Genomic DNA, 26,428 nt, shown 5'->3' on the forward strand with positions numbered 1-26,428 from the left:
GAATGATTATAAATAAAGAGCAGAGGGTGGTTACGACTTTGGTCGTCTAGGAAAACACGATTAAAAAACTTAAGTTTGCACTGCAAAATGATTTGCTATCACTGTTATTGATTAAAAAAATTGGCTTAAAGCCATAATGATTATAAAAAATCTAAAGGGATTAGTTAGAAATGTATTATTTTATAACAATAGTTGGGTTGCTGTTGATCACAGCACTTGCACTTCGCCGCCTACAACAAAATAGGCGTCAGGACAGTCCGTTAAAGCGTCGCGGTATTTTGAATATCGCAGAGCAAATTACCTTGATGCGTTTACAAGCTGTTTTACCTCGTCATACCGTGTTGGCGCATGTGTCTTTTGATGCCTTACTAACCACCAAATTCGCGCATACGCGTCGTAAGTATCAAGGCTTGGTTGCGGATTTTGTGGTTTTAGATCAACAACATCAAGTGCTTGCAGTCATTGAGATTGCAGATGAATCCTATGTCAATCGCCTGCATCAAAAGCATTATCAAGACAGCCTACTCGAGTTGGCAGGCTATCGTGTACTGCGTTATAGCAGCATTCCCACAGAACAAGAACTCAGAGAAGACTTAGTGCCAGATCTGTTTGAAGCTGCACCAGTCGCAGCTTCAACAACAAGTTCAATGTCGATGCCTAAAGCGGATCGCATGATGAAATATAATGATTTCGCGGTGAAATCTTATTAAGGCAGAACCGCAGTGACCGTCATTTCAACCAAAACATGAGGTGTGTAGAGTTTAGATTCTACACAGGTACGTGCTGGGGGATGTCCCTCAGCAATCCATGCATCCCAGACTGCATTCATGGCCGCATAATCTTTTTCGATGTCTTTTAAAAAGATCAGTACAGATAAAATATGGGTTTTATCTGTGCCTGCTTCTGCCAATAAACGGTCAATATTATCTAGCGTCTGCTGTGTCTGTGCGGTTACATCAACGCTAGTATCATCCGCCAATTGGCCGGCTAAATGAACAAGATTTCCTGAAATTGCAACTTCGCAATAACGTGATGTGACATGAAGGCGTTGCACAGACATAGTGATTCCCTAATTGAAAAGTATAGTGGGGATTGTACTTGATGCCATTCAGCTGCAATGTAATTTTCTATAAATCAGGCGAAAAAAGTTTCTATTTCCATTAAGTTACGATGTTTGAAAATCAAAATGCAGCGTTGTTGTGGGCAAATAATAATATTTCCCAGATTCAAAAACTGGATTTTGGCCTGTCTTAATTGATTCAGACAGCTTGCAATCGAGCTATGTAAAGGGCATAGCTGTTTAAGTTGCTTTAACGCTAAATAAGTCGTTTGGTACATGGTTTTATTCCTCATCAATATAAATGAAAAAGGGGCGAAGACATTACACTTCACCCTTATATATTTTTTTATTGGCTTGATTGTTCGGATTGGTACCAATTGACATGACGGGTGATGAACATGACACAGGCAATCAGAATAAAGGACAGGATTGAACCGAATAAGAAGGTTTTACCACTGGATTGCAGCAATAAATACATCATGCTGTAGAGTACACCGAGTAGAATCCCGAATAACAGCGCCGGCTTAATCCCTTTCACGACGAAGTATAAGTACCACGTAATCAGACCGACGCAGGCGCAGGCCGCAACCAAATAAGCCAATGCAAAGGCATAATATTCACTGATTGAAAGTAACAACACGAAGAACACACCTTGTGCCATCGCAACCAAGGCATATTGCACAGGATGGATTTTAAGTTGTTTTAAAACCTCAAACAGAAAGAAGCAACCAAAGGTGATGATGATTACCATCACGCCGTATTTAATGGCACGATCAGTTTGGGTATAGATATTGACGGGCTCTAGGAATTGCGTCGAAATACCTGAAATATTGGATGGGGTACGGCTATCATAAGCCGCTTCTGCGGGTGCATGTTCTGTATTTAAGACCTGATAGAAGCACTGGCTATTTTCACATAGCGACACATTTTCTAAATTACGTTTACCCAGTGCGATATTTTTCCAGTCCGCTTGGAATTGGTGTTTTTCACTGGATTTTTTAAAGGGTAGGCTTTGCCCATCATATTTAACATCGCCCCAGTTACCTGTGGCTTGATAGGTCATTTCATAACTGGTCGGAATGAAGCTGAATTCACTGAGTCCTTCAAGCTCGAATTGCAGGCCAAACTTAAAACCCTGCTGGAACTTTTGTACCAGTTCAGGGTATTGCTTCGCTGTCAGGTGCATCAGGTCAAAACCGCGTTGTCCTTGGCTTTGTTCTGAAAAGTCGAATTTATAGGCCTTGCCATCAATATTGAAGATTGGTTTGGCATTCAGCCCACGCGCATCTTGGATCGGAAAAATAATTTCAGCCTGTTCCCATCGATAATCACGTTTTGCTTCGTTATCGATGGCCTTGAATGTACCTTTGCCTGACATCGAGTTCTGATAGCTGATTGCTTTATAGTTATTGCGCTTATAAGTGCTGTCCGAAACCTTAAATTGTGCATTCCAGTCGGTCGTTTCAGCCCCGATAGCGACAAATAGGGTTTGTGTACAGGGATAACTCTTCTTCTGCTCATCGGTGCAGGTGGTTTGCACTTGGTAGGGCAGTTTTAAATAAGGTGCAACGATTTTTTGTGGACGAATTTGTTCGTTGGCGATGTCATGAATGACTTGTTGTTGATAGCTTTGGCGTTCTGAGACCAAGCTCGAAATAAAAAACAAACCAATATAAAAAATCAAAATCAGGAACAGAATGGCTCCGATTTTAAGATTGATAAAATTGCGACGCATATGAAATTCCATGGTCATTAGGATATGACTAGTATCTATATGCGAGATGCGCTTCGGATGAGTTCGGTTTGAAGCTTAAGTGAAGTTTGTGTGAAGTGTGAGGGTCAAGAGCACACCAGATTGATGGGTTGCTAAGAAGTCGAGGCGATTCGCTTCAATATTCTGGATACGAATCTGACCGTGATGCTGCTGAATAATTTGTTTGACGATACTGAGCCCAATGCCGGTACTGCGTTGCTGATTATGCGGACGAGGCAGTGAAAAATAAGTCTCAAATACACGGTTTAAGGCGTATTCAGGAATCGCATCGCCCTCATTAAAAAACAACAAAGTGATGCTTTGATGGGTTGGGTCTTGCTGAACTTGAACTGCGATTTTCCCCTGTGGTGGGCAGAAGTCTCTGGCGTTATCTAACAGATTATTCAGCGCTTGTTTCAGCCAAAATGGATCGGCGTGGATTGCACAGTGTTGGGGGAGATCAAGCTGTGTTTGGATCTGTTTCAGTTGCAAAGCACTATGTTGTTGCTGAAAGCATTGTTGAATGAGCTCGTTCAGGTCTAAGTTTTGAAACTCTAGAACATGTTGATTTTTTTCGAGTCGTGTTAATAACAACATTCGTTCAATCAAGGATTGCAAACGCTGGCTTTGCTGGATGATATGATGGGCAAACTGTTGCTGATCAGCTAGAGGGATATCATCTTGTAATAGTTCAGCACTGGCTTGAATGGCGGTGAGCGGGCTTTTAAGTTCATGGGTGAGTGTATTGACATAGTTCTCCACATAGCCACGATCTTCTAGTTTTTCGCGCATTTCACTCAGTGCCTGAGTCACTTGATTGAGTTCTTTAGCGGAATAAAAGAAAGGTGCCTGATTCACCGGTGCCAACGCCTGTGCATAGCGTCGAACCCGATCAATACTATGTCTTAGCCAATAGGCCACCATACTAGCCAAGAGCAGGCTGAGTGCTGCAATCCAGAGGGCTTGATAAATCAGTTGTTGCTCAGCACGTTCGATATAGGGTTGTACCGACTGGTTCGGTTTACCAATACTGACCACGCCGAGCAATTGTTGCTTATAAATAATCGGCGCTGCAATATGCATGACACTGCTATTGCGGTCATAGGGATTGGTTGCGGTCGAACGTGCGCCGTATTTACCACGCAGTGTTAAGTAGACATCATTCCATTTGGAATAATCTTGCCCAACGGCTTGTCCTTCAGAATCATAAATCACGATGCCTTTGGGATCGGTAATGTACAGTTGCTGATTAATCTGTTCTTTGCGATGCTGCCAAATGGTGGCATTCAGTTGACGGGATAACGCTGCCTGAATTTTTTGATCAAATTCTGGCGTATCCACCTGATGTTGATAGACATCTTCCGCAATCAGTTGGGCAATGATATTGGCATTTTCCGCGAGGGTATCTTCAACCACTTGTCGTACATTGGGTTTTACCTGTTGGGTCAGGGTATAGGCGATAAAGCTTAGACTCAGTACCACCACCAAGCTAAAGAAAAACCAGATACGGACAAAGATAGACATGCTTTAGCTCAACTTCATCAAACTATAGCCAAAGCCACGATGGGTGCGAATTGGGTCATCATCTGGGGTAATCTGTTTGAGCTTCTGTCTTAAACTTTTGATATGCGTATCGACTGTACGTTCCAAACTATGCTCTGGATGTTCCCAAATATGATCCATCAGTTGTTGGCGGCTAAACACCTGTTCTGGATGCTGAATCAGTAAAAATAACAAGCGGTATTCATAGCGAGTCAGTTGTAGTACTTGTTGATGATAATGAATCTGTAAGGACTGCGGGTTGCATGACCAGATTGTCGATTGCAAAATGACTTCAGTTTTCGTCGTTGCTACAGAGGCTGTAACAGGCTGAGTTTGCGCTTCCATTCTGCGCCAAATCGCTTTGATTCGGGCCACAATTTCACGTGCGCTAAAGGGCTTGCTGCAATAATCATCCGCTCCAATTTCGAGACCCACCACTCGATCAATTTCATCATCACGGGCTGTTAAAAACAGTAAAGGGGTTTGATCTTTCTGGCGTAATTGTTTGCAGACTTCGAAACCATTAAGATCGGGGAGTCCGACATCTAAAATAATAAAATCAAAGGATTGTTGCGTCAGTAATTGCAGTGCCTGTGTGCCTGTATTGGCCCAACTGACTGACCAGCCTTCACGCTCGAGTGCATAACGTAGCGGCAGAACGATGGCGGCTTCATCTTCAACACAAAGAATTTGTTTTTGCTTCATAAGGCATGTTCATACAGAATTTTCTAATTTTATCTGCTGAGTTTAACTGAAGTTATGATGGTGCGTAGTGGAAAATATTTATTTTTTGATAGGAACAAGAGGATAGAAAAAGAAGACCTGAAGTGCCCTGTAATCTTCGGATTTGATCGTCACGCCAACCACAGGAGCAGATGCTAAAAGTGAGGTTTTCTTTAGCAAAGCAAATAACAAGGATAATGTTACTGCGTTGCTTAGAGTACTGAAAACTGGATAAAAAGCAAACATAATTTTCAGTAAGGATTGTACTTTTGTGCAAAAAAGAAGCACTACCACAAAGAAAGCTGTGATTCTTCTTCTAGCGCCTGTAACTGATATACCCCGACGCCGACCAGACGGAATTGGAATTCTGGATCGATATGCATTTCATCGAGCAGTTGTAGTACCACTTGCCCCAAGTCTTGTTGCGATTGCAGCGCCTGCTTAAAGCTTTTACTGTGCTGTAAGACTTGGAAGTTTTTAAGCTTGAGTTTGACGGTCACACCACGCGCGGTTAATTGTTTTTTATTCAGGCTGCGCCAGACTTGTTCGGTCAAGGGCTGCCACGCATGGCTGCATTGAGCAAGGGTGTAATCATCGTCAAAAGTAATTTCCTTGGAAATCTGCTGACGTTCCCGTTCTGCTTTGACAGGTCGGTGATCAATGCCTTGCGCATATAAATACAGCTGTTTGCCGTATTTGCCAAAATGATGAATCAGCACATTTTCGTCGATTTTTTGCAGATCGCCCAAGGTATGTAAATTCAGTTGCTGCAATCGTTCTTGGGTGACTTTGCCCACGCCAGGAATTTTATTCAAGGCTAAATCTTGAATAAAACGTAGCACTTGATTCGGTTTAATCACAAATAAACCATTGGGTTTGTTCCAATCCGAGGCAATTTTTGCCAAGAACTTATTCGGTGCCACACCTGCGGAAGCGGTTAGTCCTGTGACTGCAAAAATATCAGCACGGATCTGTGCAGCGACTTCGGTGGCACTGGCAATATTCTTTAAGTTTTCAGTCACGTCCAGATAGGCCTCATCTAAAGAAAGCGGTTCAATCAAGGGGGTGTATTGCTGAAAAATCTGATGAATTTGCGCTGAAACTTCGCGGTATTTTTCAAAATTGGGTTCAATTACGATGACCTGTGGACAGAGTTTTTTGGCTTGTCCCATCGACATAGCCGAACGGAGTCCAAAGACACGGGCAGGGTAAGACGCTGCGGCAATGACAGCTCTTGGATGATGAGAGGAAATCACCACAGGCAAATCTTTTAGTTCGGGGCGATCTTTGAGTTCAACAGAGGCATAAAAAGCATCCATGTCGATATGGATGATTTTGCGTAACTCATTTGGCATCTTCAATGCCTTGTGCTTTCAAAAAAATCCGCCATTGTTTTGGTGATTCGGCATAAACATTTAAATCCACGGCTTTGGGAACGCCGTCGATTTTGCCTTGGCTGCTATGCTGCCAAAACAGCCATTGTCGACCATCTTTGAGTTCAGGTTTGCCCTCATAATCTCTGACCCATAACGGGGTGTTGTTAAAGTTCCCCATCAGCACAATATGGTAAAAGCTCTTTGAAATATAAAAAATCGGTTGTTTGCCATAATGCTGTTGCAGTTGGTCATGCATGACCTGAATTTCTTTCAGTAATTGCTCTTTGGTATAGGTGTTGATGCAGTTACTGTCATATTCCAAATCAATCACAGGTGGCAGGGCATCCGCTTTTTTCGGAACGGTCGCAATAAAATTTTCCGCTTGTATAGCCCCATCACGACACAGCCGATAAAAATGATAAGCACCGACATGTAGGCCACGTTCACGCGCCTTTAACCAATTCTGCTGAAAGTTACGATCTTTAAAATCACCGCCTTCCGTGGCTTTTAAATAAACGAATTGATATTGCATTGGCGAGATTTTTTTCCAGTTGATCTCGCCTTGATGATGGGACACATCAAAGCCGCGAATGGAATAATCATGTGCCGAGGCTTTCTGCTGATAGAACAAGCCAAAGTAGCTGACCACACCCAGCATAACCGCTAAACCGATACTGGCATAAGTCGGATAATGTGGTGTCGACGGAAATTTTGCAGATTTTTTTGCCATATCGTTTGTGTTATGCAATGTCTAAGCGAGTGTCAGATTTACAGTATTGGTCATGTAGAGATTGTACTCGCTTCGCCTTCATGTGGGTGACCTGACTGCCTAATTGTGCCACAAATTTGCATGATGCATAGTTCTCGGCTTGTTTCTGATAGTCTCGAACCCAGTTTTCACGGATCGCTAAACGGGCTTCACTCACTGGCCAAACGCCGAGTGCTAAGCGATTCACACCAATTCGCCAAGGCTTTGGGCTGATTCTGGCTCGGAAACAATTTTGATTTTTACACATTCGGACGTAGTTAGGATCCGCATGAATGGCATTGAATAATAATTGAGCTTTATCACTTTTAGGTTCAAAGGTTTGATGCATTGCCAAAACACGATAACCTTTTGGTGTGAGATAAACGCGTAAATGCCATGTGGGGTGCTGTTGAGAGAAATCTTGAATTGATGCAAATGCACGCTGTTCTGGTGTTCCAAATAACTTGCTTTGTAAGTAGAACAGTCCTTTGCCAAGCAGCCCTGTCAAGATGAGGGAAACAATCACTCCGACTCCCAAGATTATCCATGAACCTAAGTAAACAGCTCCAATACTTGTGAGCAGCATTAACAATAAAAAAGCCAATAGATACAGTCTAAATCGAGGTGCGTATTCGAAATCGATATCTGCAAATAACACATCTGGGGTATTTAAGCATAATGCGCCGTAGGAATTTCGCGTGATAATGACATCGTCATGCTGAGCAATAATCTGTTCTCTGATTGGTACACCCTCGGCACCATTGTAGGGAACTTTATGGTCGATTCTTCGGATATTTTCGCCAGCCTTAATCCTTTCAATTGCTTCGGCTACTCGTTGCTCGGCATGCGATTGCGCTGCTGCAAGGCTTTGATCTGACCAACCAAAGCGTTTAATGGTGTATTGTCGCCCTGCAATCTTGGTTTTTGTTTTAGCTTCTGCCCAATGCTGTGGAACGATCATTTTATTTTTCCTTATTCTGTTTATTGGATGACGAACTTTAGGTCCGTAAATTTAATCTGTGGTTTCTTTGGGAATTTGCCAGAACACCAAGGCGGTAATGATATTAATACAGCCAAGGGTAATCAGAGTCGCGTGGAAGGCGGTGCTAATCGAGGCACTGGAAAACTGTTGACCAAATAGATTGATTAAGGTTCCTGCCAAGGCCACCCCGATACTCATGGAAAGCATCATGATCATCGACAAAAAGCTATTGCCGCTACTGGCATCCTGCTGTGCTAAGTCTTTCAAAGTTAGCGTATTCATGCCCACGAATTGCAGTGAATTGAGCGTACCAAAGATAAACAGGTGCAGGACTTTTAACCAAAGGGGCGTCGCGGCGGTCATCAGTGAAAAACTGGCGATACATAAACCGACTAAAACCGTATTGGTGAGTAAGAAACGACGATAGCCAACCCGTTGAATCAAGGGCCGAATAATTGGTTTGGAAAATAAGGAGCCGAGCACCATTGGAATCATCATTAAACCGGTATAGAAAGGTTCAAAGCCAAAGGCGACTTGCAGCATCAACGGTAAAATAAAGGGAATCGCATTACTGCCGAGGCGGGCAAAGAAATTACCCAATACGCCGATTGAAAAGATTTTGTAGCGAAATAGGCGACCATGAAACAGGGCATTTTGATGCGTATGCGCATGGTAGGCATAAGCGGTGGCTGCCAACAGTCCTGAAATCAATAAAACCACGCTGATCCAACGGGAATATTGCGATGCCGCAATATTCTCAATGCCTAAAGACAAGCCCACCATTGCGACCATTAACAGGATAAAGCCACTTAAATCGAAGGATTTGACGCTTGGCTCTTTCTGGTTTGGCATGACTTTGAAAGTCATGATCATGCCGAGTACACCCATCGGAATATTAATTAAAAAGATCCAGTGCCAAGTTGTCACTTCGACGAGCCAACCTCCTAAGGTCGGCCCCATCAACGGGCCAATCAGACCCGCAAGGCTCATCAGACTCATCGCAGACAGAAATTGGGAGCGTGGGATCAGTTTTAACAGTGCCAAGCGCCCCACAGGCATCAGTAAGGCACCACCAACCCCTTGAATGACGCGGAAAAATAATAATTGTTCTAGGTTTTGTGACAAGCCACAGCCCAACGAGGCCAAGCTGAAAATCACCATGGAGCTGAGATAAATATTGCGGATGCCAAAACGATCAGCCAACCAGCCACTGAGCGGAATACAGGCCGCAACCGACAGCACATAGGCCACAATGACGCCATGCATTTGCAGGGGATTTTCATTGAGTTGGACTGCCATGGCAGGAATTGCCGTGTTGACGATGGTGGTGTCCAAGGCTTGCATAAAAAAGCCAATCGAGACCAAGAGCACCAACATTCGGAATTCAGGCTGTACCGCTTGATGTGTTGTCGTTGTCATGAGCCATGATGGATAAAAAGGCAGTTTTAGTTTAATGCAACTGTGTGTGAAATAAAGCCTAAAATTGTCAAAGAGTGGTCATGAAACTGACATTAAAGTGTCATCGAATTTGCATCACCAACGACTAGATTGGCCATACAGAATAAATTGTATGGAATTTGATCATGAAATTTAAGATTTCAGTATTACTGACAGCGTTACTGTCGGTGGGGTTAGTGGCGTGTAATGATGACAACGACAATAACAACGCAAATACGCCAACAGAAGTAGTTGAGACAACCCCTGAAACGATTAAATTAAGTTTATTAGGGCGCTATGAGACCAATGTCTTTGCCAAAAGTGCTGCTGAAATTCCTGCTTATGATGTGGCAAGCAAACGTCTCTTTGTGGTCAATGCCCAGAAGGGTTTAGTCGATGTTTTAGATGCATCTAAACCTGAAAAGCCCGTCCATATTGCAGAACTTTCTGCCCGTACTTATTTAGCCAACTCGGAAGTGAACAGCGTTGCAGTTAAAAATGGCATTGTAGCAATTGCAGTCCAAGCCGAGAAGAAAACCGATACAGGGATCGTGGTGTTTTTTAATGCCAAGGACTTAAGTTTTATCAGCAAAGTTGCTGTGGGTTCATTGCCCGATATGTTGACTTTTAGCCCCGATGGCAAAACTGTTTTAGTGGCCAATGAAGGCGAGCCAAACGATGATTACTCGGTTGATCCTGAAGGTTCAGTCAGCATTATTGATATCAGCAATATTCAACAACCCAAAGCCAGCGTAGCGGACTTTAAGGTGTGGAATTCACAAAAGGTGGATTTAATCGGCAAAGGGGTACGTATTTTTGGGCCAAATGCGAGTGTGGCTCAGGATCTAGAGCCTGAATATATAACCATTGCTGCAGACAGCAAAATTGCTTGGGTGACATTGCAGGAAAATAATGCGATTGCACGCATAGATATCGCTCAGCAGAAAGTCACTGATATTTATCCATTGGGCTATAAAGATCATGGGCAAATTGGCAATGAACTGGATGTTAGTGATAAAGACAAAAAGATTGATATCAAAACATGGGCTGGCTTGGTCGGGATGTATCAACCTGACTCGATTGCCAATTATCAAGCCAATGGTCAAACCTATCTGGTCACTGCCAATGAAGGTGATAGCCGTGAATGGTTGAAGGATTCCAAAGCCTATTATGCGGGCGATGCCAGTAAAGGCTTTGTTGAAAATATCCGAATGAAGCATTTGTTTAACAGTAAAGGCTTTAATCAGGATGGCGATTATCCAGCACATTTACAGCAACTGGCTGCTGGGGTGAAAGGGGCGAAACTCAATCCAGTGACTTTTGCATATTGTGGTGCCACTGCGACAACTGCGGGTGCATGCCGTGATGATGCGGCATTGGGGCGTCTCAATATTGCATGGAACATGGGTTATCAAACCAATGCAGATGGTTCAGCCAAGCTCGATGCCAATGGCTTGCTCACTTATGACAAGCTCTACGCTTATGGCGCGCGTTCATTCAGTATCTGGAATACTCAAGGTCAGTTGGTTTGGGACTCTGGCAGTGAGTTTGAAAAGAAAACTGCTGAATTGTTCCCGAACTATTTTAATAGTGACCATGAAGCAGTGGCTTTTGATGACCGTAGTGATAATAAAGGCCCTGAGCCTGAGGGTATTGCTATCGGCACGATTGGTCAGAAAACTTTTGCCTTTATTGGTTTGGAGCGAATGAGTGGGGTGATGGTGTATGACATCACCACACCGAATAAACCGAAATTTATTGAATATTTTAGCACACGTAATTTTGTTGAAATCGATGCTGCAAAACAGGGCGATTTAGGGCCTGAAGGCTTGATCTTTATTGCTGCAAAAGACTCACCAAACGGCAAGCCTTTATTGGTGGTGGGGAATGAAGTCAGTGGTTCAACTGCGCTATATCAAGTGAATGTACAATAAGTTCTCAATATAAAAAAAGCGGATCTTTTTGATCCGCTTTTTTTATGGGTATGTTTTAGACTTCGATATGGCTGGGTGTGTTTAAGTTTTTAATCACACTTGAAATCTGTTCCAGTGTTTCACAAATAATCACTTTGGCGCGATGTTGTGGTGGTAAAAAGCCTTCTTCTACCGCATGATCAAGCTGTGCAATCAGGGCATCATAAAAACGATTGACGTTATAGATGATCATCGGTTTTTGGTGCTGATTGAGCTGTCCCCAGGTGGCAATTTCCAGAATCTCTTCAAAAGTTCCTAGACCACCAGGCAGGGCAATAAAGGCGCTGGCACGCTCGGCCATCAGTGCCTTACGTTCATGCATGCTGTTGACGATATGCAGTTCGGTCAGTTTATGGTGGGCAATTTCATAATCCAGCATAAATTCTGGAATCACACCGACTACTTCACCGCTATGTTCCAGTACGGTATCTGCGACTTGTCCCATTAAACCAATACTGGCACCGCCATAGACAATCCCAAAACCTTGATTGGCAATATGCTGGGCAAGTTCAATGGCTTTATCTCGATAAATAGGCTTGTTGCCTGTACGCGAACCGCAATATAAGGCAATAAGGGATTGGGTGGTAATGGGAGTTGGGTTAATGCTTTTTTTCTCTGTCATTCTTAATACACTATTCATTCGTTTATTTTCACCTTATCATTTTCGCTGTGCTTGTCTAGGCTAAATCAGGTTTGTGACAGTTTTATGCACATTTTACATACAATGGGCTTTTGTCGCGTCTCGAAAGAATTTGAAAACATCCTCAACATAAAAAAAGATGAATTTCACTGCAATCTTGCCTATACTGAAAATCCTTTTATTAATCTTTGTCCCTCTATGAGTAGTGGTTGTTGTCGCTCCGCATTGTTCTTTTTTCCTAAAAAAAATGTTTTGGCTGCTTATGCCGACCTTTTAAAATCTCAACTTCATAACAATATTGCTGATTTTGCAGAGGAGTCACCTCAATGATTCTGGAATGGATGTCAGATCCAGCTGCTTGGGTTGGCTTAGCTACATTGGTGGTGCTTGAAATTGTATTGGGTATTGATAACCTTGTTTTTATTGCAATTTTGGCAGAAAAATTACCACCAGAACAACGTAATGCTGCGCGTAAGATTGGTTTAATTCTCGCCCTGTTAATGCGTTTGATCTTGCTTGCCTCGATCGCATGGGTGGTGACTTTAACCACACCGCTGTTTCATATTTTTGACCATCCCTTCTCTGGACGTGACCTGATTCTACTGTTTGGTGGTGTGTTCTTGTTATTTAAAGGCACCATGGAACTGCATGAACGCATTGAAGGCAAGCAGGCACATAAAGAAGAAAATCCGGTGCATGCTGTGTTCTGGATGGTGGTGGTACAGATCGTGGTGCTTGATGCTGTCTTCTCGCTCGACAGTGTGATCACTGCAGTGGGGATGGTGAAAGAGCTTTCGGTGATGATGATCGCGGTAACGATTGCGATTGGTATCATGTTGTTGGCTTCACGCCCATTGATGGATTTCGTCAATAAGCATCCAACGGTGGTGATTCTGTGTCTTGGCTTCTTGATGATGATTGGTTTCTCATTGGTGGTCGAAGGCTTTGGTTTCCATATTCCAAAAGGTTACTTATACGCTGCGATTGGTTTCTCGGTGTTGGTGGAAATGGTCAACCAAACCATGCGTCGTAACCAAGAGAAATTGGTCACCACCACTGATTTACGTTACCGCACCGCTTCTGCTGTACTGCGTATGTTGGGCAGTAAAGGCAATAGTAACGAAAGTCAGAACAAAGAAGCTGAAGATGTATTAGCGACACAGGCCTATGCCAAAGAAGTTTTTGATGAAGACAATGGGGTATATCACAGTGTCTTGGTTCAAGGGGTATTGGGTTTATCTGAGCGTCCAGTCAAGTCGGTGATGACACCACGTCCAGAGTTAGAGTGGCTAGACTTAGATGATGATCCTGCTGAGTTAAAAGAACGTTTAATGGCAATGACCCATTCGCGTTTGATCATTGCCCGCGGTGAGTTAGACAATATTGAAGGGATTGTTCTGACCCATAAAGTATTGAATGAATATATCGAAACAGGTGCCATTGATTTCACTAAGCACTTACGCGAGCCCGTGATTGTGCATGAAAATGCACAAGTCCTGATGGTGATGGAGCAATTACGTCAAGCACCATTACAAATGGCGATTGTCCTGAACGAGTATGGTTCGATTGAAGGGATAGCAACACCGATTGATATGCTAGAAGCAATTGCAGGTGAATTTCCTGATGAAGATGAGCTAGAAGCAACTGCGGAAAGTCTAGATGATGGTTCGATGTTGCTAGAAGGTTCAACCGACATTCGTCATGTTTCTTTGTTATTGGGCAAAGATTTGGTCGATGAAAGCGAAGAATACTCTACTTTGTCGGGCTATATCTTATTCCATCTGGGTCGTTTACCTGAAAATGGTGACATGATTGAAGTGGATGGCTATCGTTTTGAGGTGGTGACAATGGATGGGCACAAGATTGAAAAAGTGCGCATTATTGCGAAAGAGAAGACGACCGAGAAATAATTAAGTTTTAGCAAATAGCCTTTGAGTTTAGCCTTGCGGTACAAGGTTTGTCTCAGGGCTATTTTTATTTGAGAATCGGAAATGACATCATCACAAAATTGTCCATGTGGGCAAGGGCAATATGCTGCGTGCTGTCAGCCTTTGCATTTAAAACAGCAAGTTGCGCAAACTGCAGAGCAATTAATGCGCTCGCGTTATAGTGCTTTTGCCTTGCAGCAGATTGACTATATTTTGCAAACGACAGCCTTGGGTCAACAAAGCGCTTTAGATCGGGCTGCGATTGCCGACTGGAGTCAATCGAACCAATGGCTCAAACTGGACGTGGTGCAGCATCAACCCAAGCTGGATAAAACCCATGCGTTGGTTGAGTTCAAGGCACATTATCATGATGGTACGCAAGCCCATGTTCATCATGAAATTTCACATTTTGTATTGCACCAACAGCAGTGGTATTTCCTTGACCCGACTTTGGACATGCAAATCACCATGAAACAACCTTGCATTTGTGGCTCGGGGAAAAAATTTAAACAATGTTGTGCGCAATTCATCTAAGTTTGTCTTAGAATAGCGCACACTTTTACGCCTGATTTAGGGATGTAGGCAGATGTTACTCACCGTAATTTATATTATTGCCATTACTGCGGAAGCGATGACAGGCGCATTGTCAGCAGGTCGACGTAGTATGGACTGGTTTGGTGTGGTGCTGATTGCCTGTGTCACGGCATTAGGTGGTGGCTCAGTACGTGATGTACTGCTTGGGCATTATCCTTTAACCTGGGTCAAACATCCTGAATATTTGGTGCTGACCTGTATTGCTGCCTTTGTCACCATTATTATTGCCAAGTGGATGCGCCATTTGCGTAATATCTTCTTGGTACTGGATGCCTTGGGTTTAATCGGCTTTACCATCATTGGTTGCCAGATTGCGTTATCCATGGGACATGGTTTTGTGGTATCTGCGGTGGCAGGGGTGTTAACCGGAGTTTCGGGTGGTATTCTGCGCGATATTCTGTGTAATGATGTACCGTTGGTGTTCCGTCGTGAGCTCTATGCCAGTATTTCCTTTGTTGCGGTAATTTGTTATTGGGTCTGTTTGGAAGTCGGTTTGCCACACGATCTCACTGTGATTTTTACCTTGGTCTTTGGCTTTACGCTACGTTTGATTGCAATTTATTTTGGTCTGGAAATGCCGAAATTTATTTATAAAGAAGATGATGCCGAGTCCGCGTCTTCAACCGATGAGCATTGAGATTTAGTTAGATTTTATTTCTTACAAAGAGGAACTGCTAATTTTATGTTTCCTCTTAGTGCAAAAGCTTATAATAAGAGCAATAAGTGAAATAAATGCAATAAAAACGGAGATATTGTACTGAAATAAGTGTGCTTGATACCCTTTGTAAATGAAAGTTGGTAGTGCTTCTTGTTGAGTATAGCCAATAGAGGCTTTTTCAAAAAAATAGCTTAAAATTAAAGAATATAATCTTGAAAAAATGAAGAAAAATAAAATTTTATTCACTTTATCTTTTATTAAAAAAAGAGAGTTCAAACTTAAAGAAGCAATGAGTATAGTAAAGATGACAGCATAAATAGTTATAATCTTCCATTTATTCACCTAAAGCTTTTTTTGTGTCTAGGTAGGATTCTATAAATTAAAGCAACTAAAGCAAAGATAGAAAGAAAGAATGGGAGAGCACCAGAAAATAAATTTTTATCGAAACCAAGGTAGATAAAAGATGCCATTTCTTGTTGTTGAGTATATCCTACAGAAGCTTCAGGAAAGATAAACCAATTCAAAGCAAAACGTATGACTCCTGTCAATGTAATTGTTAATAAAATTCGATTAACAACATCTTTAACCCAAAGTGAGAGGTTAAATGCAACTGAAAGAATGGAGATAGAAAAAAATATACTATAAATATTAATCCAATGCTCTATATTTTCCATATATTAGTTCCCTAAAGCTGATCTTATAATATCAGTAGATATTCTACCTGAACTTGTCACTTTTTTAATGGCTTTTCCATTATGAAAAATTATTCGAATACCATGCTGATAATCTTGTTCTTTGATAGAGGTTTTACCATCAATGTTTGGATTTTCTTTAGATGCATGACCAATTACCATGCTTTTACTTTTACTCGTCTTAAATAAAAGATTGATAGCAGTGCAGCAAGCCGTATTACTATCGATGATAGAAAACAGTGTGACGATTAAGTTTTTTTAAATAAAAATTTCTTATATTTAAGATAATTCTTATTAGAATGATTGCTGTAGATGTGGCAGATATTATTGGAAGTAGAATTCCAAAGAAAAGATTGGATGAATACCCTTTGTAAATGAAAGTAGATAAAAAATCTTGTTCCATGTAACCTATAGAAGCATAAGAAAAAAAGTAATTCAAAATAATGGAATATATTCCTGAAAAAAAGAAGAAGAATAGCAGTTTATTAATTTTCCTCTTTATGAGTAGGATGGAATTTATACTTAATGATGCGATTAATAAAGTGAAAATTACAGAATAAACCGTAATCCAGTAGTTGTACTCTTCCATTTAATCACCTAAAGCTTTTTTGATAAATGAGGTCAAGGACTTTTCTCTTCTTCTTTGTTGTGCCTTAGTCTTACGCTTTTTTTCTACTAAAAAAATTTTTAGGTAGATTTCTAATGATTATAATAATTAAAGATAATAAAGAGATTAGAGCTGGGATGAAGTTAAAAAACAAGTTGTTATAAAACCCAAGATATATGAAAGAAGCCATTTCTTCTTGCTGTTTATAGCCTATTGATACTTCTGGGAATATAAACCAATTTAATAAAAAATTTATTAATCCTGTTAATGTGATTGTTAATAAAATTCGATTAACAATATCTTTAACCCAAAGTGAGAGGTTAAATGCAACTGAAAGAATGGAGATAGAAAAAAATATACTATAAATATTAATCCAATGGTCTATATTTTCCATAAATTAGTTTCCTAAAGCTAATCTTATAATATCAGCAGATATTCTACCTGAACTTGTCACTTTTTTAATGGCTTTTCCATTATGGAAAATTATTCGAATACCATGCCGATAATCTTGTTCTTTAATAGAGGTTGTACCATCAATGTTTGGATTTGCTTTGGATGCATGACCAATTACAACACTTTTTAATTTACCTGCATTATAGAGCTGCTTAGAAAACTCTGAGGCAAAGCAATTTTCGCCAGAACCTGTATTACACCCATGTATCTCAACTTTGGACTCATTAGTAAAAGCTTTTAGGTTTAAATCCGAAATTGCATATTGATTTTTAATTTTATTACCATTGTCATAAAATCCCATTACGAGAGACCGAGTTTTTGAAGCATAAAGATTAGAAGCTAGTTGTTTTTTTATATAATTTTCAACATTCTTCTCCAAAGATGAGCCAATGATAAAGTAGATACCATCAGGGTCTCCATGACAGAAAATATCCAAAGATTGGATTGTATTAGTCAACTGACTGGCTATTGCTGAAACGATTGTTTTTGCTCCATTATTTATTTGAAATTTTTTGACTGGTAGATCATTTTTATAATCGGAAGCTACATTCTTGGAAGCAAAATTAAAAGCTGAATTATCACTAGCTTTAACTGCGCCACCAATCATCATTAAACGAACAGGCAAATTCATTTTGACCTGTTCAACTTGAGCATTTTGTTTGGTTGTTGTGCGATATACGTTTTTAGTAACCATGATCATCAGACTCTTCTATTCTTATGCTGATCCCTTCAGCTTGTTCTGTATCATTTAATTTATGCGTATGGCCTGAAGCATCGGTTGTCCCTTGGATTTTTTCACCACTTGCAAGTTCAATGACATATTTCACATTGGCAAGTGGTTGTTGATCATCTTCATTGATGAGTTGAAATTGACCAGAGTAGCGTTGTGAGGATTCTGCTCGAAATGCTGATGGGCATGGTGCGCCGCCTGCATCGCCAATGACATGACTTTGTTTGGGTTGTAAAGACGCGCTACAGGAAAATAAATCACCCACAAAGGCAACTGCGATACCATCAAAGATGACATGGTCATTACTTTTTAATAAGGTTGACCAGCATTTGCAACGTGGACAAAAAAAGCCATCCCCAGCCCTTAAAAATAATTGTCCATTGAAGGAACTCCTTTGCTGTGTTGCTTGTACAAAACCACCATGATTTGTCGTTGATCCATGAACTCCAAATGCTCTCATTTTTGATTCCTGTTCTTGTTTTTTTGAACTTAATATAAAAAATTAATTAAATTATTCTTAATAATAGTTAGGGTTTCTAGTTTTGTTAATATTTTTTACTTTTTATATACAAAGGTGGTGCATTGGTGGAATTACAGAATGTCTAGAAAAGAAGTTATGGCTTAACCAACAAGACACCATTTGACGTTTAAACAACAACAAGGGCTTGTCACAACGCCTTCATCCACATAGCATACAAAACATTGACGATAATAAATGATTTTGGATGACTCGCTGAAATGACCAGCCTTGCACATCATGCAACAGAAAACCGTTCCGTAGCCGAATTCACTGAGCAGGCTTACTTGAACTATGCCATGTACGTGATTATGGATCGTGCATTGCCCCATATCAGTGATGGTTTAAAGCCTGTACAGCGCCGTATTGTCTATGCGATGAGCGAGCTGGGCTTAAAGTCGACAGGCAAACCGAAAAAATCGGCGCGTACCGTCGGTGACGTACTCGGTAAATACCATCCGCATGGTGACTCAGCCTGTTATGAAGCGATGGTATTGATGGCACAGCCATTTAGCTATCGCTATCCATTGGTTGAAGGTCAGGGCAACTGGGGTTCGCCTGATGATCCAAAATCATTTGCGGCCATGCGTTATACCGAAGCTAAACTTTCGGCTTATAGTGAATTATTACTGAGCGAGCTTGGGCAGGGCACCAGCGAATGGCAGGATAACTTTGACGGTTCAATGAAAGAGCCAATCACCTTACCTGCACGTATTCCCAATATTTTATTGAATGGTACCACGGGGATTGCGGTGGGGATGGCAACCGATATCCCGCCACATAACTTGCGTGAAGTGGTGAAAGGGACGATTGCGCTAATTCGTAACCCTGAAACTACCGATGAAAAATTAGCAGAATATATTCCTGCACCAGATTTACCGACCAAAGCAGAAATTATTACTCCGCCTGAAGAATTACTGAAAATTCAAACTACAGGTCGTGGTAGTTATCGTGTTCGGGCGGTGTATACAGTCGAAAAAAATGAAATCGTGATTAGCGAATTGCCCTATCAGGTTTCTGGTTCAAAAGTTGTGACTCAAATTGCCGATCAAATGATTGCCAAGAAGTTGCCACTAGTTGCCGATATTCGAGATGAGTCTGATCATCGCAATCCAACCCGTTTGGTGATCGTGCTACGTTCTAATCGTGTCGATGCAGAAACGGTGATGAGTCATTTGTTTGCGACGACTGATTTAGAATCAAGCTATCGTGTCAACCTGAACATGATTGGGGCGGATGGTCGTCCACAGGTGAAATCTATTCGCCGAATCTTGTTAGAGTGGATTGAGATTCGTAAGCAAACCGTGACCCGTCGTTTGCAATATCATTTAACCAAAATTGAAAAGCGTTTACATATCTTGGCAGGTCTTTTAATTGCCTACTTAGATATTGATACCGTGATTCGGATTATTCGTGAAGAAGACCAGCCAAAACCTGTATTAATGCAGCATTTTGGTATTGATGAGATTCAAGCTGAAGCAATTTTGGAACTCAAGCTCCGCCATTTAGCCAAGCTTGAAGAAATGGAAATTCGCCGTGAGCAAGAAGAACTGGAAGCCAAAGCCGCGATTATTCGTGAGCAATTGGCAAATCCAGAATCATTGAAAAATCTTATTATCAGTGAATTAAAAGAAGACGCGAAAAAATTTGGTGATGATCGCCGTTCACCAATCGTTGCTCGTGCAGATGCGGTACAGATCAAAGAGCAAGATTTAATGCCAGCCGAAGCGGTGACCGTGGTGTTGTCAGAAGCTGGTTGGGTGCGTGCTGCCAAAGGTGCGGAAGTGGATGCTGCTAATCTTAACTTCCGAGCGGGGGACCAGTATTTAAGTCATGCGGTGGGTAAAACCAATCAGCGGGTGTACTTCTTGGATGAAACAGGGCGTAGTTATGCCTTGCCAATTAGCAGCTTACCGTCGGCGCGTGGCTTAGGAGAGCCGCTCAGTTCAAAACTGTCTCCAGCCAGTGGGGTTTCATTTATTCAAGTCTTTATCGAAGATGATAATAGTGAATTACTTGCGGTCAGTTCTAAAGGTTATGGTTTTAAAACCCAAGCTGCGCAATTGGATACCAATGCCAAAGCGGGTAAGGCATTCTTGACGGTTGCAGATAAGGGAACAGCCTTACCACTGCTTCCGATCCAGCAAGCAAGCCATGTTGCAATTCTCAGTTCATCTGGGCGCCTACTGATTATTGATTTAGATGAACTTCCAGTTCTGAATAAAGGTAAAGGTAACAAGTTGATACAACTTGATGAAAAAGAGCAAATTTTATCCATGACAACCCTGAGTTTAGATGAAATAATCCAAGTCGCTGCAGGACAACAGCATCTAAAACTGAAAGGGGACGATCTCCAAAAATATCTAGGAAAAAGAGCAACAAAGGGGCAACTTTTACCACGTGGATATCAAAAAGCAAATAGACTCTTCATTCAGAGATAAGGCTAGTATTCTGTGATACAAATACGTTATATATGACAATGTATTCATATTGTTTGAATAGATTGACAGGGCAATTCAAAAAGTTAAAAAAAATGTTTTGTCATGGACGTAACGTTGTTACATTTTTAAGGATTACCACTCGGAGATAATGGCATTATGGAAAAGATTTGGTTTGCTGAATACCAAAAGACAGGAATTCCAGAAACAGTTGAACTGCCTGCTGAAAACACCTCACTTGTTGATATTTTTGAACGCAATTTCCAAAAATTTGGTTCACGTGATGCCTTTATCTTCATGGATAAAGTTTTAACGTTTAATGAATTAGAAGTCGCTAGCCGTAAATTCGCTGCTTATTTACAAAGCTTAGGTTTAGCAAAAGGAACACGTGTTGCGGTAATGATGCCGAACGTTTTCCAATATCCAGTGGTGGCTTTAGGTGTATTCCGTGCAGGTTTAGTGCTTGTAAACGTGAACCCACTGTATACAGCGCGTGAGCTTGAGCATCAATTGAATGACTCGGGTGCTGAAGCGTTGGTAATCATTGAAAACTTTGCCAGCGTTTATCAAAGCATTATTGGTAAAACACCTGTGAAGCATGTTGTGGTGGCTTCTGTAGGTGATATGCTGGGTACGCTAAAAGGCACATTGGTCAACTTCGTGCTACGTAAAGTGCGTAAGCAAATCCCAGCGTGGAATATTCCGGGCCATACCAAATTTAATGCTGCATTAAACAAAGCCAATCCAAGCAATTATAAACGTCCAAGCTTAACCTTAAGTGATACTGCGGTCCTGCAATATACGGGTGGTACTACAGGTGTTTCTAAAGGTGCTGAATTAACGCATCGTAACCTTGTGGCGAACTTACTTCAGTGTGAAGCCATTTTCTCAAGTAAGTTTGGTGCTTCTGACAGCGCGAAAGGTGATCGCATTGTTTGTGCATTGCCGCTGTATCACATCTTTGCATTCATGGTGTGTGCGCTTTACGGTATGTACAAAGGCCAAGCCAATATCTTGATCCCGAATCCACGTGATTTACCTGCGGTTGTGGGTGAATTACGTAAATACCAACCTTCATTCTTCCCAGCGGTAAACACGTTGTTTAATGCTTTGGTGAACAATGAAGAATTTAAACAGCTTGACCATAGCAATCTGAAGATGGCGATGGGTGGTGGTATGGCAGTATTGCCATCGACTGCAGCAGCATGGAAAAAGATCACAGGTACAACCATTATCGAAGGTTATGGTTTATCTGAGACTTCGCCAGTTGCAACAGCAAATCCACCTGCGACAACTGAATTCAGTGGCACCATTGGTATTCCATTGCCATTAACTGAAGTTGCAATCTTGGATGACGACGGTAACGAAGTTGCACTGGGTGAACAAGGTGAAATCTCGATTCGTGGCCCACAAGTGATGAAGGGTTATTGGAACCGTGCAGATGAAACTGCCAAAGTGATGACCGCTGACAATTTCTTCCGTACTGGTGATATTGGTGTGATGGATTCACGTGGTTATGTGAAGATTGTTGACCGTAAGAAAGACATGATCTTGGTTTCTGGCTTCAACGTTTATCCAAGTGAAATTGAAGAAGTGATTGCGAAACATCCTAAAGTATTGGAAGTGGCTGCAATTGGCGTTCCAGATGAAAAATCAGGTGAAGTGCCAAAATTATTCATCGTGAAGAAAGATCCATCTTTAACGACTGAAGAAATCATTGCTTATGCAAAACAAAACTTAACGGGTTATAAGTGCCCACGTTATGTTGAGTTTATGGAAGAATTACCGAAGTCAAACGTAGGTAAAATCTTACGTAAAGACTTACGTAAACCAGCTTAAGAATAAAGCTAAAAAAGCGCCGCAATTGCGGCGTTTTTTATATTTGGATTTATTTAGTACGATTTGATTTCATTAACCAGCGATCGATATACGGTCGTCCGATACCGACAATGCCGACAAACACCACCATGGTTGCCAGTTGGAAACGTAAACGGGTTGGATCAATGCTATTGAAGCTAAAATAATTATCAGCAATAGCATACAGCACAATCACTGCGAGCCAGTGCCACAGGGTCAAACGGTAAATACCGACCGCATAAAAGGCTATGCTGAGGATCACAAAAGTACCCAAGGTCGACTGCCAATTCAGATTGGCACAAATGACACTGAGTAAAAATGCCATGATTGGGAGCACGACTTTCAATACACGATCAACCAAAAGCTGATGTTGTCGTTGCTGTGCCAGAACATCAAACATTTCTTTTTGATCTTGCTGCTGCATAGGTTGACCTTAAAACTGTATGAAAAAACACAACTTTTACACAAACATGCTGTGTAAAAGAAACGCTTGTTGAACAAGCACAAATGAAAGTTCAATAAATTATAGATTATGATAGCATGATCAGAAGAACTTCAAATGATGGATCTCAGCATGCAAGGTATTAGCGGCATTATATTGATGATTATAGTCGCATGTTTGTTGCCGTATGTGTTTACCTTGATTGCGAAATCAAAAGGTGGTTTTCAAGCAAAAGATAATCAAAACCCGCGTGAGTTTTTAGCCAAAACCACGGGCTTGTCTGCACGCGCCAATGCCGTGCAACAGAATAGCTTTGAAAGCTTACCTTTGTTTATCGCTGCGATCTTGATGGCTGAATATATGGTGGTACCAGAGCGATTCATTTTTAGCTTGGGCTGGGCCTATATTGTATTTCGCGTGATTTATGGGATTTGTTATTTAGCCAATCTTGCAACTTTACGTTCAATCATTTGGTTTTTCTCGCTACTTTGTCCAATTTTACTGTTCGTGATCACAATCAAAATGACTTAAGCATGGCTGGCTATAAAATTCACCAGCTCGGTGTATATCTAGCATCATTTTCATTGTATTCACGTTATAATCTGTCCGATTTACATCTGACTTCACAATATAAACGAGTGTTGATATGAGCTATAGCAATATTCCTGCGGGTAAAGACGCGCCAAACGACATCTATGTCATCATTGAAATTCCTGCAAATGCAGCGCCAATCAAATATGAAATCGATAAAGATTCAGATGCGTTATTTGTAGACCGTTTCATGGGTACAGCAATGTTCTACCCAGCAAACTACGGTTATGTACCAAATACTTTGTCTGAAGATGGTGACCCATTAGACGTACTTGTTGTAACTCCACACCCTGTTGCTGCTGGTTCTGTGATTCGTTGCCGCCCAGTCGGTAAATTGAAAATGGAAGATGACGGTGGTATCGACGCAAAACTCATCGCTGTTCCACACGAAAAATTATCTCCACTTTATAAAGATGTTCAAGAATATACGGATCTTCCACCGTTATTGATCAGCCAAGTTGAGCACTTCTTTGCTCATTACAAAGATTTAGAACCTGGTAAGTGGGTAAAAATCAGTGGCTGGGAAGGTGCGGATGTTGCGAAAGCAGAAGTACTTAAAGCGATTGAAGCGGCTAAAAAGTAATTTTAGTCGGTGTGATCAGTTCCTATTTATTTAGTGGCTGATCATAAAAAAACTCCATTCATTCGAATGGAGTTTTTTTATTGCTTGATCGACGGTGAATTAGAATAATTTCACAGGGATATCAAGCCAGATACGCCATTCGTTGGTATCACCAATGTAGGCATTTGTTTGATATTCATCGCTTGCACGGTAGTAAGAATGACGTAAGCGTAAGCTTGCATCTTTCGCAAAACCAGATTGAACGGTGTATTTCACTTGGTTAAAGAATTCACGTTCTTTGGCATTGTCAGTCAAGTTCTTAACTTTGATGTCCCAACCGTAAACATACGCAGTGGTCCAGCTTAAACCTGGAACACCATAGCTACCAAAATCGACGTTATATTGAAGCTGCGCAGATTTTTCACTGTTACCAATGAAGTCAGACAGGTAAGAGTTTGGCAAATAGATGCTTTGTGCACCATCAGCATTCTCACCATAGTCATAACCAGTATTGCCATTGTTTTGTTGGTAAGCCAACATCACGCTGTGCGGACCTGTGTTATAGGTTGTAGAAAGCGCCCAAATGGTATTTTTACGATTAGACAAATCATCAGTTGTACTTGAATAAGTACTTCCTTTTTCATCCCACTTGGTATGGTATGCGCTTAAGTCATAAGTCAAACCACTGTTTTTATCTAATGGTTGCTTATAGTTCACATTGATATAATGACGATCCAACTTATCTTTGCTGTCTAAGCCAAAGTAAGCGGCATTTAAGTTGTCATCGAATTTGTATTTTGCGCCCCAAACCACAGCACGATCAAGACGGCGGCCATCGGTATTGATCTGATCTGAGTATTGGTCTTTGGTGAATTTACCCGCAGTTAACTCTAAACCATCAATTTCACGGCTGGTTGCCAAAACACCTTCAAAGTATTCAGGAACCAAACGTGTGGTATTGCTGGCTAAGACAGGGATGTCTAAAACTTGAGTACCGTAGGTCACAGTTGTATTAGAAATACGTGCTTTTACAAAACCGCCACCACGTGCCCAGTGATCATAAGCTGAGCCGTCTGGATGCTTCGGAATCATACCGTTGCCAGAGTTGTTGTTTGAGCCTAATTTAAAAGAGCCATCACCGATAACACCTGCACCAAAGCCAACTAAACCTTGAGTAAAACCAGTTTCCAGTTTCACCATTGCCGTCTGAGCATATGAGCTTGTGTCTTCGACACCATTCTTTTTGTCACGATTTAAATAACCAGTACGGAATAAAATATCCCCTTTGGCATCTTCAACAAGTCCTTTTGCTTCGCTTTGTTCGCTTGCATATGTTGAGGTAATTAACGCGGCATTAATCAAAACCGCTAAAGTAAGTTTATTTGCCTTTGGCATAGCTCGCCTCATTAAAAAAATTAAATTTGGGATAAGACCGAAATTTTGACCAATTGTATAAGTTATGCATAAAAAAGATAGATTTTTATTAAAATAATTTAATTAATATTAAATAAAATACTTATATAATTTTATGATTTGTTTCTCGTTTAAAAAGCCATCAAATTAAATTTAAAATGATGATTTTTATATACAAATTAATTTAATTTGGTTGTAAAATGAGCTGTATATTTTTTGATTTATTTTTATAAAAATATGTGATTTATTGCATTATTTTTTCTTTTTATTTAATGAGTTATTTTTTCTTTGTTTAAAAAATAATCGAATCGATTTGCAAAAAATGACATCCCGACGAATGACAGTGACTGACCAATCCAATAGTTACAGCGCTTCAGGCTGATTTAAGTTTTTTGTTCATGCACCTTTATAGAACATTGCTGCTTTTTACGGCATAACGCCGATCTTTTAAGCATTTCGAATGATTTTGTTTTTATGAATATGCCTCTTTTTTGTGCAAAAAATATGCTTAAAATTTCTGTTGCCTTGAAATCGCTCAAAAAATAAAAAAATTTCCTGACAAAGCGCAATTCGGAGGCATTGATATTCTTATATCGGCACTTTTATGGAACGGAATCGAGATTTGACGCACTTCTTCTAAAGTTGGCACAGCAATTGCTAATTACTTTGCGATGCAATTTAAAACATAAATCAGTCGAATATCCATCATGGG

At 41.0% G+C, this 26,428-nt stretch carries 27 protein-coding genes; 10 read left to right on the forward strand and 17 right to left on the reverse strand.

Annotation, left to right across the window (positions count from 1 at the left end):
* Positions 1–170 precede the first annotated feature (170 nt).
* Positions 171–710, forward strand: a complete 540-nt coding sequence (locus tag NDN13_RS15550) for a DUF2726 domain-containing protein (RefSeq protein WP_241272730.1) — start codon at positions 171–173, stop codon at positions 708–710.
* On the opposite strand, the gene NDN13_RS15555 is transcribed toward NDN13_RS15550, so the two are convergent.
* The 9 genes from NDN13_RS15555 to mdtD all read right to left on the reverse strand — a co-directional run bounded on the left by NDN13_RS15555 (position 707) and on the right by mdtD (position 9,603).
* On the reverse strand, positions 707–1,060 hold the full coding sequence (locus tag NDN13_RS15555; protein WP_241272729.1) for a RidA family protein: 354 nt from the start codon (positions 1,058–1,060) through the stop codon (positions 707–709). The two genes, NDN13_RS15550 and NDN13_RS15555, sit on opposite strands and share 4 nt — an antisense overlap.
* A 74-nt stretch (positions 1,061–1,134) precedes the next feature.
* Positions 1,135–1,338: a hypothetical protein gene (locus NDN13_RS15560; protein WP_005163235.1), complete on the reverse strand. Its 204-nt coding sequence runs from the start codon at positions 1,336–1,338 to the stop codon at positions 1,135–1,137.
* Between the two features lie 68 nt (positions 1,339–1,406).
* On the reverse strand, positions 1,407–2,795 hold the full coding sequence (gene creD / locus NDN13_RS15565) for a cell envelope integrity protein CreD (protein ID WP_251116108.1): 1,389 nt from the start codon (positions 2,793–2,795) through the stop codon (positions 1,407–1,409).
* A gap of 75 nt (positions 2,796–2,870) precedes the next feature.
* Entirely contained in the window at positions 2,871–4,298 is a 1,428-nt protein-coding gene (gene creC, locus NDN13_RS15570; RefSeq protein ID WP_251118249.1) for a two-component system sensor histidine kinase CreC, read from the reverse strand.
* Between the two features lie 42 nt (positions 4,299–4,340).
* On the reverse strand, positions 4,341–5,060 hold the full coding sequence (gene creB, locus NDN13_RS15575) for a two-component system response regulator CreB (RefSeq protein WP_251116109.1): 720 nt from the start codon (positions 5,058–5,060) through the stop codon (positions 4,341–4,343).
* A gap of 305 nt (positions 5,061–5,365) precedes the next feature.
* Positions 5,366–6,433 carry a DNA polymerase IV gene (gene dinB / locus NDN13_RS15580; protein ID WP_171550320.1) on the reverse strand — a complete coding sequence of 356 codons (1,068 nt, stop codon included), beginning with the start codon at positions 6,431–6,433 and terminating at the stop codon, positions 5,366–5,368.
* Positions 6,423–7,184, reverse strand: a complete 762-nt coding sequence (locus NDN13_RS15585; RefSeq protein ID WP_251116110.1) for a glycoside hydrolase family 25 protein — start codon at positions 7,182–7,184, stop codon at positions 6,423–6,425. Before NDN13_RS15585 ends, dinB begins: the two co-directional genes overlap by 11 nt.
* A gap of 10 nt (positions 7,185–7,194) precedes the next feature.
* Positions 7,195–8,163: a hypothetical protein gene (locus tag NDN13_RS15590; RefSeq protein ID WP_251116111.1), complete on the reverse strand. Its 969-nt coding sequence runs from the start codon at positions 8,161–8,163 to the stop codon at positions 7,195–7,197.
* Positions 8,164–8,214: 51 nt separating this feature from the next.
* A complete protein-coding gene (mdtD, locus tag NDN13_RS15595; RefSeq protein WP_251116112.1) occupies positions 8,215–9,603 on the reverse strand; it encodes a multidrug transporter subunit MdtD in 1,389 nt (462 codons plus the stop codon).
* Between the two features lie 164 nt (positions 9,604–9,767).
* Between mdtD and NDN13_RS15600 the strand changes: the two genes are divergently transcribed.
* Positions 9,768–11,555 (forward strand): choice-of-anchor I family protein, encoded by a 1,788-nt coding sequence (locus NDN13_RS15600; protein WP_251116113.1) that lies wholly within the window; start codon positions 9,768–9,770, stop codon positions 11,553–11,555.
* 55 nt (positions 11,556–11,610) lie between these two features.
* Here NDN13_RS15600 and NDN13_RS15605 read toward each other — a convergent pair whose 3' ends face one another.
* Positions 11,611–12,234 carry an LOG family protein gene (locus tag NDN13_RS15605; protein WP_004656405.1) on the reverse strand — a complete coding sequence of 208 codons (624 nt, stop codon included), beginning with the start codon at positions 12,232–12,234 and terminating at the stop codon, positions 11,611–11,613.
* Positions 12,235–12,318: 84 nt separating this feature from the next.
* Between NDN13_RS15605 and NDN13_RS15610 the strand changes: the two genes are divergently transcribed.
* The 4 genes from NDN13_RS15610 (at position 12,319) to NDN13_RS15625 (ending at position 15,393) form a co-directional block, all read left to right on the forward strand.
* The gene (locus NDN13_RS15610) at positions 12,319–12,564 is read left to right on the forward strand and encodes a hypothetical protein (RefSeq protein WP_425551393.1); all 246 of its coding nucleotides are present in this window, start codon (positions 12,319–12,321) and stop codon (positions 12,562–12,564) included.
* Positions 12,561–14,144, forward strand: a complete 1,584-nt coding sequence (locus NDN13_RS15615; protein WP_251116115.1) for a TerC family protein — start codon at positions 12,561–12,563, stop codon at positions 14,142–14,144. The genes NDN13_RS15610 and NDN13_RS15615 overlap by 4 nt, the downstream gene beginning before the upstream one ends.
* Positions 14,145–14,225: 81 nt before the next feature.
* The gene (locus NDN13_RS15620) at positions 14,226–14,696 is read left to right on the forward strand and encodes a YchJ family protein (protein ID WP_251116116.1); all 471 of its coding nucleotides are present in this window, start codon (positions 14,226–14,228) and stop codon (positions 14,694–14,696) included.
* Positions 14,697–14,748: 52 nt separating this feature from the next.
* The gene (locus NDN13_RS15625; RefSeq protein ID WP_004802075.1) at positions 14,749–15,393 is read left to right on the forward strand and encodes a trimeric intracellular cation channel family protein; all 645 of its coding nucleotides are present in this window, start codon (positions 14,749–14,751) and stop codon (positions 15,391–15,393) included.
* Positions 15,394–15,752: 359 nt separating this feature from the next.
* On the opposite strand, the gene NDN13_RS15630 is transcribed toward NDN13_RS15625, so the two are convergent.
* From NDN13_RS15630 to NDN13_RS15650, 5 genes are all read right to left on the reverse strand, one after another.
* A complete protein-coding gene (locus NDN13_RS15630) occupies positions 15,753–16,088 on the reverse strand; it encodes a hypothetical protein (protein WP_251116117.1) in 336 nt (111 codons plus the stop codon).
* A 3-nt stretch (positions 16,089–16,091) separates the two neighbouring features.
* Entirely contained in the window at positions 16,092–16,268 is a 177-nt protein-coding gene (locus NDN13_RS15635) for a hypothetical protein (protein ID WP_251116118.1), read from the reverse strand.
* A gap of 497 nt (positions 16,269–16,765) precedes the next feature.
* Entirely contained in the window at positions 16,766–17,107 is a 342-nt protein-coding gene (locus tag NDN13_RS15640; RefSeq protein WP_251116119.1) for a hypothetical protein, read from the reverse strand.
* A 3-nt stretch (positions 17,108–17,110) separates the two neighbouring features.
* Positions 17,111–17,866, reverse strand: a complete 756-nt coding sequence (locus NDN13_RS15645; RefSeq protein WP_251116120.1) for a hypothetical protein — start codon at positions 17,864–17,866, stop codon at positions 17,111–17,113.
* Complete coding sequence (locus NDN13_RS15650) at positions 17,850–18,356, reverse strand: PAAR domain-containing protein (RefSeq protein ID WP_251116121.1); 507 nt, start codon at positions 18,354–18,356, stop codon at positions 17,850–17,852. Before NDN13_RS15650 ends, NDN13_RS15645 begins: the two co-directional genes overlap by 17 nt.
* Positions 18,357–18,634: 278 nt before the next feature.
* Here NDN13_RS15650 and parC point away from each other — a divergent pair, with 278 nt between their 5' ends.
* The gene (gene parC / locus NDN13_RS15655; RefSeq protein ID WP_251116122.1) at positions 18,635–20,854 is read left to right on the forward strand and encodes a DNA topoisomerase IV subunit A; all 2,220 of its coding nucleotides are present in this window, start codon (positions 18,635–18,637) and stop codon (positions 20,852–20,854) included.
* A gap of 156 nt (positions 20,855–21,010) precedes the next feature.
* The gene (locus tag NDN13_RS15660) at positions 21,011–22,690 is read left to right on the forward strand and encodes a long-chain-fatty-acid--CoA ligase (protein WP_251116123.1); all 1,680 of its coding nucleotides are present in this window, start codon (positions 21,011–21,013) and stop codon (positions 22,688–22,690) included.
* Positions 22,691–22,739: 49 nt separating this feature from the next.
* Here the strand turns inward: NDN13_RS15660 and NDN13_RS15665 are convergent, their stop codons facing one another.
* Positions 22,740–23,132 carry a hypothetical protein gene (locus tag NDN13_RS15665; RefSeq protein ID WP_251116124.1) on the reverse strand — a complete coding sequence of 131 codons (393 nt, stop codon included), beginning with the start codon at positions 23,130–23,132 and terminating at the stop codon, positions 22,740–22,742.
* A 150-nt stretch (positions 23,133–23,282) separates the two neighbouring features.
* Here NDN13_RS15665 and NDN13_RS15670 point away from each other — a divergent pair, with 150 nt between their 5' ends.
* On the forward strand, positions 23,283–23,681 hold the full coding sequence (locus tag NDN13_RS15670; protein ID WP_101235865.1) for an MAPEG family protein: 399 nt from the start codon (positions 23,283–23,285) through the stop codon (positions 23,679–23,681).
* A gap of 115 nt (positions 23,682–23,796) precedes the next feature.
* Positions 23,797–24,324 carry an inorganic diphosphatase gene (ppa, locus tag NDN13_RS15675; RefSeq protein WP_004656389.1) on the forward strand — a complete coding sequence of 176 codons (528 nt, stop codon included), beginning with the start codon at positions 23,797–23,799 and terminating at the stop codon, positions 24,322–24,324.
* Between the two features lie 99 nt (positions 24,325–24,423).
* On the opposite strand, the gene NDN13_RS15680 is transcribed toward ppa, so the two are convergent.
* Entirely contained in the window at positions 24,424–25,698 is a 1,275-nt protein-coding gene (locus NDN13_RS15680) for an OprD family outer membrane porin (RefSeq protein WP_065344198.1), read from the reverse strand.
* Between the last annotated feature and the right edge of the window lie 730 nt (positions 25,699–26,428).

It is taken from the genome of Acinetobacter sp. C32I (assembly GCF_023702715.1).
GTDB lineage: Bacteria > Pseudomonadota > Gammaproteobacteria > Pseudomonadales > Moraxellaceae > Acinetobacter.

Coding starts and splice junctions, on each gene's coding strand:
- NDN13_RS15550 (WP_241272730.1), top strand. CDS start 171: ATGTATTATTTTATAACAATAGTTGGGTTGCTGTTGATCACAGCACTT.
- NDN13_RS15555 (WP_241272729.1), bottom strand. CDS start 1,060: ATGTCTGTGCAACGCCTTCATGTCACATCACGTTATTGCGAAGTTGCA.
- NDN13_RS15560 (WP_005163235.1), bottom strand. CDS start 1,338: ATGTACCAAACGACTTATTTAGCGTTAAAGCAACTTAAACAGCTATGC.
- creD (WP_251116108.1), bottom strand. CDS start 2,795: ATGCGTCGCAATTTTATCAATCTTAAAATCGGAGCCATTCTGTTCCTG.
- creB (WP_251116109.1), bottom strand. CDS start 5,060: ATGAAGCAAAAACAAATTCTTTGTGTTGAAGATGAAGCCGCCATCGTT.
- dinB (WP_171550320.1), bottom strand. CDS start 6,433: ATGCCAAATGAGTTACGCAAAATCATCCATATCGACATGGATGCTTTT.
- NDN13_RS15585 (WP_251116110.1), bottom strand. CDS start 7,184: ATGGCAAAAAAATCTGCAAAATTTCCGTCGACACCACATTATCCGACT.
- NDN13_RS15590 (WP_251116111.1), bottom strand. CDS start 8,163: ATGATCGTTCCACAGCATTGGGCAGAAGCTAAAACAAAAACCAAGATT.
- mdtD (WP_251116112.1), bottom strand. CDS start 9,603: ATGACAACGACAACACATCAAGCGGTACAGCCTGAATTCCGAATGTTG.
- NDN13_RS15600 (WP_251116113.1), top strand. CDS start 9,768: ATGAAATTTAAGATTTCAGTATTACTGACAGCGTTACTGTCGGTGGGG.
- NDN13_RS15605 (WP_004656405.1), bottom strand. CDS start 12,234: ATGAATAGTGTATTAAGAATGACAGAGAAAAAAAGCATTAACCCAACT.
- NDN13_RS15610 (WP_425551393.1), top strand. CDS start 12,319: ATGGGCTTTTGTCGCGTCTCGAAAGAATTTGAAAACATCCTCAACATA.
- NDN13_RS15615 (WP_251116115.1), top strand. CDS start 12,561: ATGATTCTGGAATGGATGTCAGATCCAGCTGCTTGGGTTGGCTTAGCT.
- NDN13_RS15620 (WP_251116116.1), top strand. CDS start 14,226: ATGACATCATCACAAAATTGTCCATGTGGGCAAGGGCAATATGCTGCG.
- NDN13_RS15625 (WP_004802075.1), top strand. CDS start 14,749: ATGTTACTCACCGTAATTTATATTATTGCCATTACTGCGGAAGCGATG.
- NDN13_RS15630 (WP_251116117.1), bottom strand. CDS start 16,088: ATGGAAAATATAGAGCATTGGATTAATATTTATAGTATATTTTTTTCT.
- NDN13_RS15635 (WP_251116118.1), bottom strand. CDS start 16,268: ATGGTAATTGGTCATGCATCTAAAGAAAATCCAAACATTGATGGTAAA.
- NDN13_RS15640 (WP_251116119.1), bottom strand. CDS start 17,107: ATGGAAAATATAGACCATTGGATTAATATTTATAGTATATTTTTTTCT.
- NDN13_RS15645 (WP_251116120.1), bottom strand. CDS start 17,866: ATGATCATGGTTACTAAAAACGTATATCGCACAACAACCAAACAAAAT.
- NDN13_RS15650 (WP_251116121.1), bottom strand. CDS start 18,356: ATGAGAGCATTTGGAGTTCATGGATCAACGACAAATCATGGTGGTTTT.
- parC (WP_251116122.1), top strand. CDS start 18,635: ATGACCAGCCTTGCACATCATGCAACAGAAAACCGTTCCGTAGCCGAA.
- NDN13_RS15660 (WP_251116123.1), top strand. CDS start 21,011: ATGGAAAAGATTTGGTTTGCTGAATACCAAAAGACAGGAATTCCAGAA.
- NDN13_RS15665 (WP_251116124.1), bottom strand. CDS start 23,132: ATGCAGCAGCAAGATCAAAAAGAAATGTTTGATGTTCTGGCACAGCAA.
- NDN13_RS15670 (WP_101235865.1), top strand. CDS start 23,283: ATGCAAGGTATTAGCGGCATTATATTGATGATTATAGTCGCATGTTTG.
- ppa (WP_004656389.1), top strand. CDS start 23,797: ATGAGCTATAGCAATATTCCTGCGGGTAAAGACGCGCCAAACGACATC.
- NDN13_RS15680 (WP_065344198.1), bottom strand. CDS start 25,698: ATGCCAAAGGCAAATAAACTTACTTTAGCGGTTTTGATTAATGCCGCG.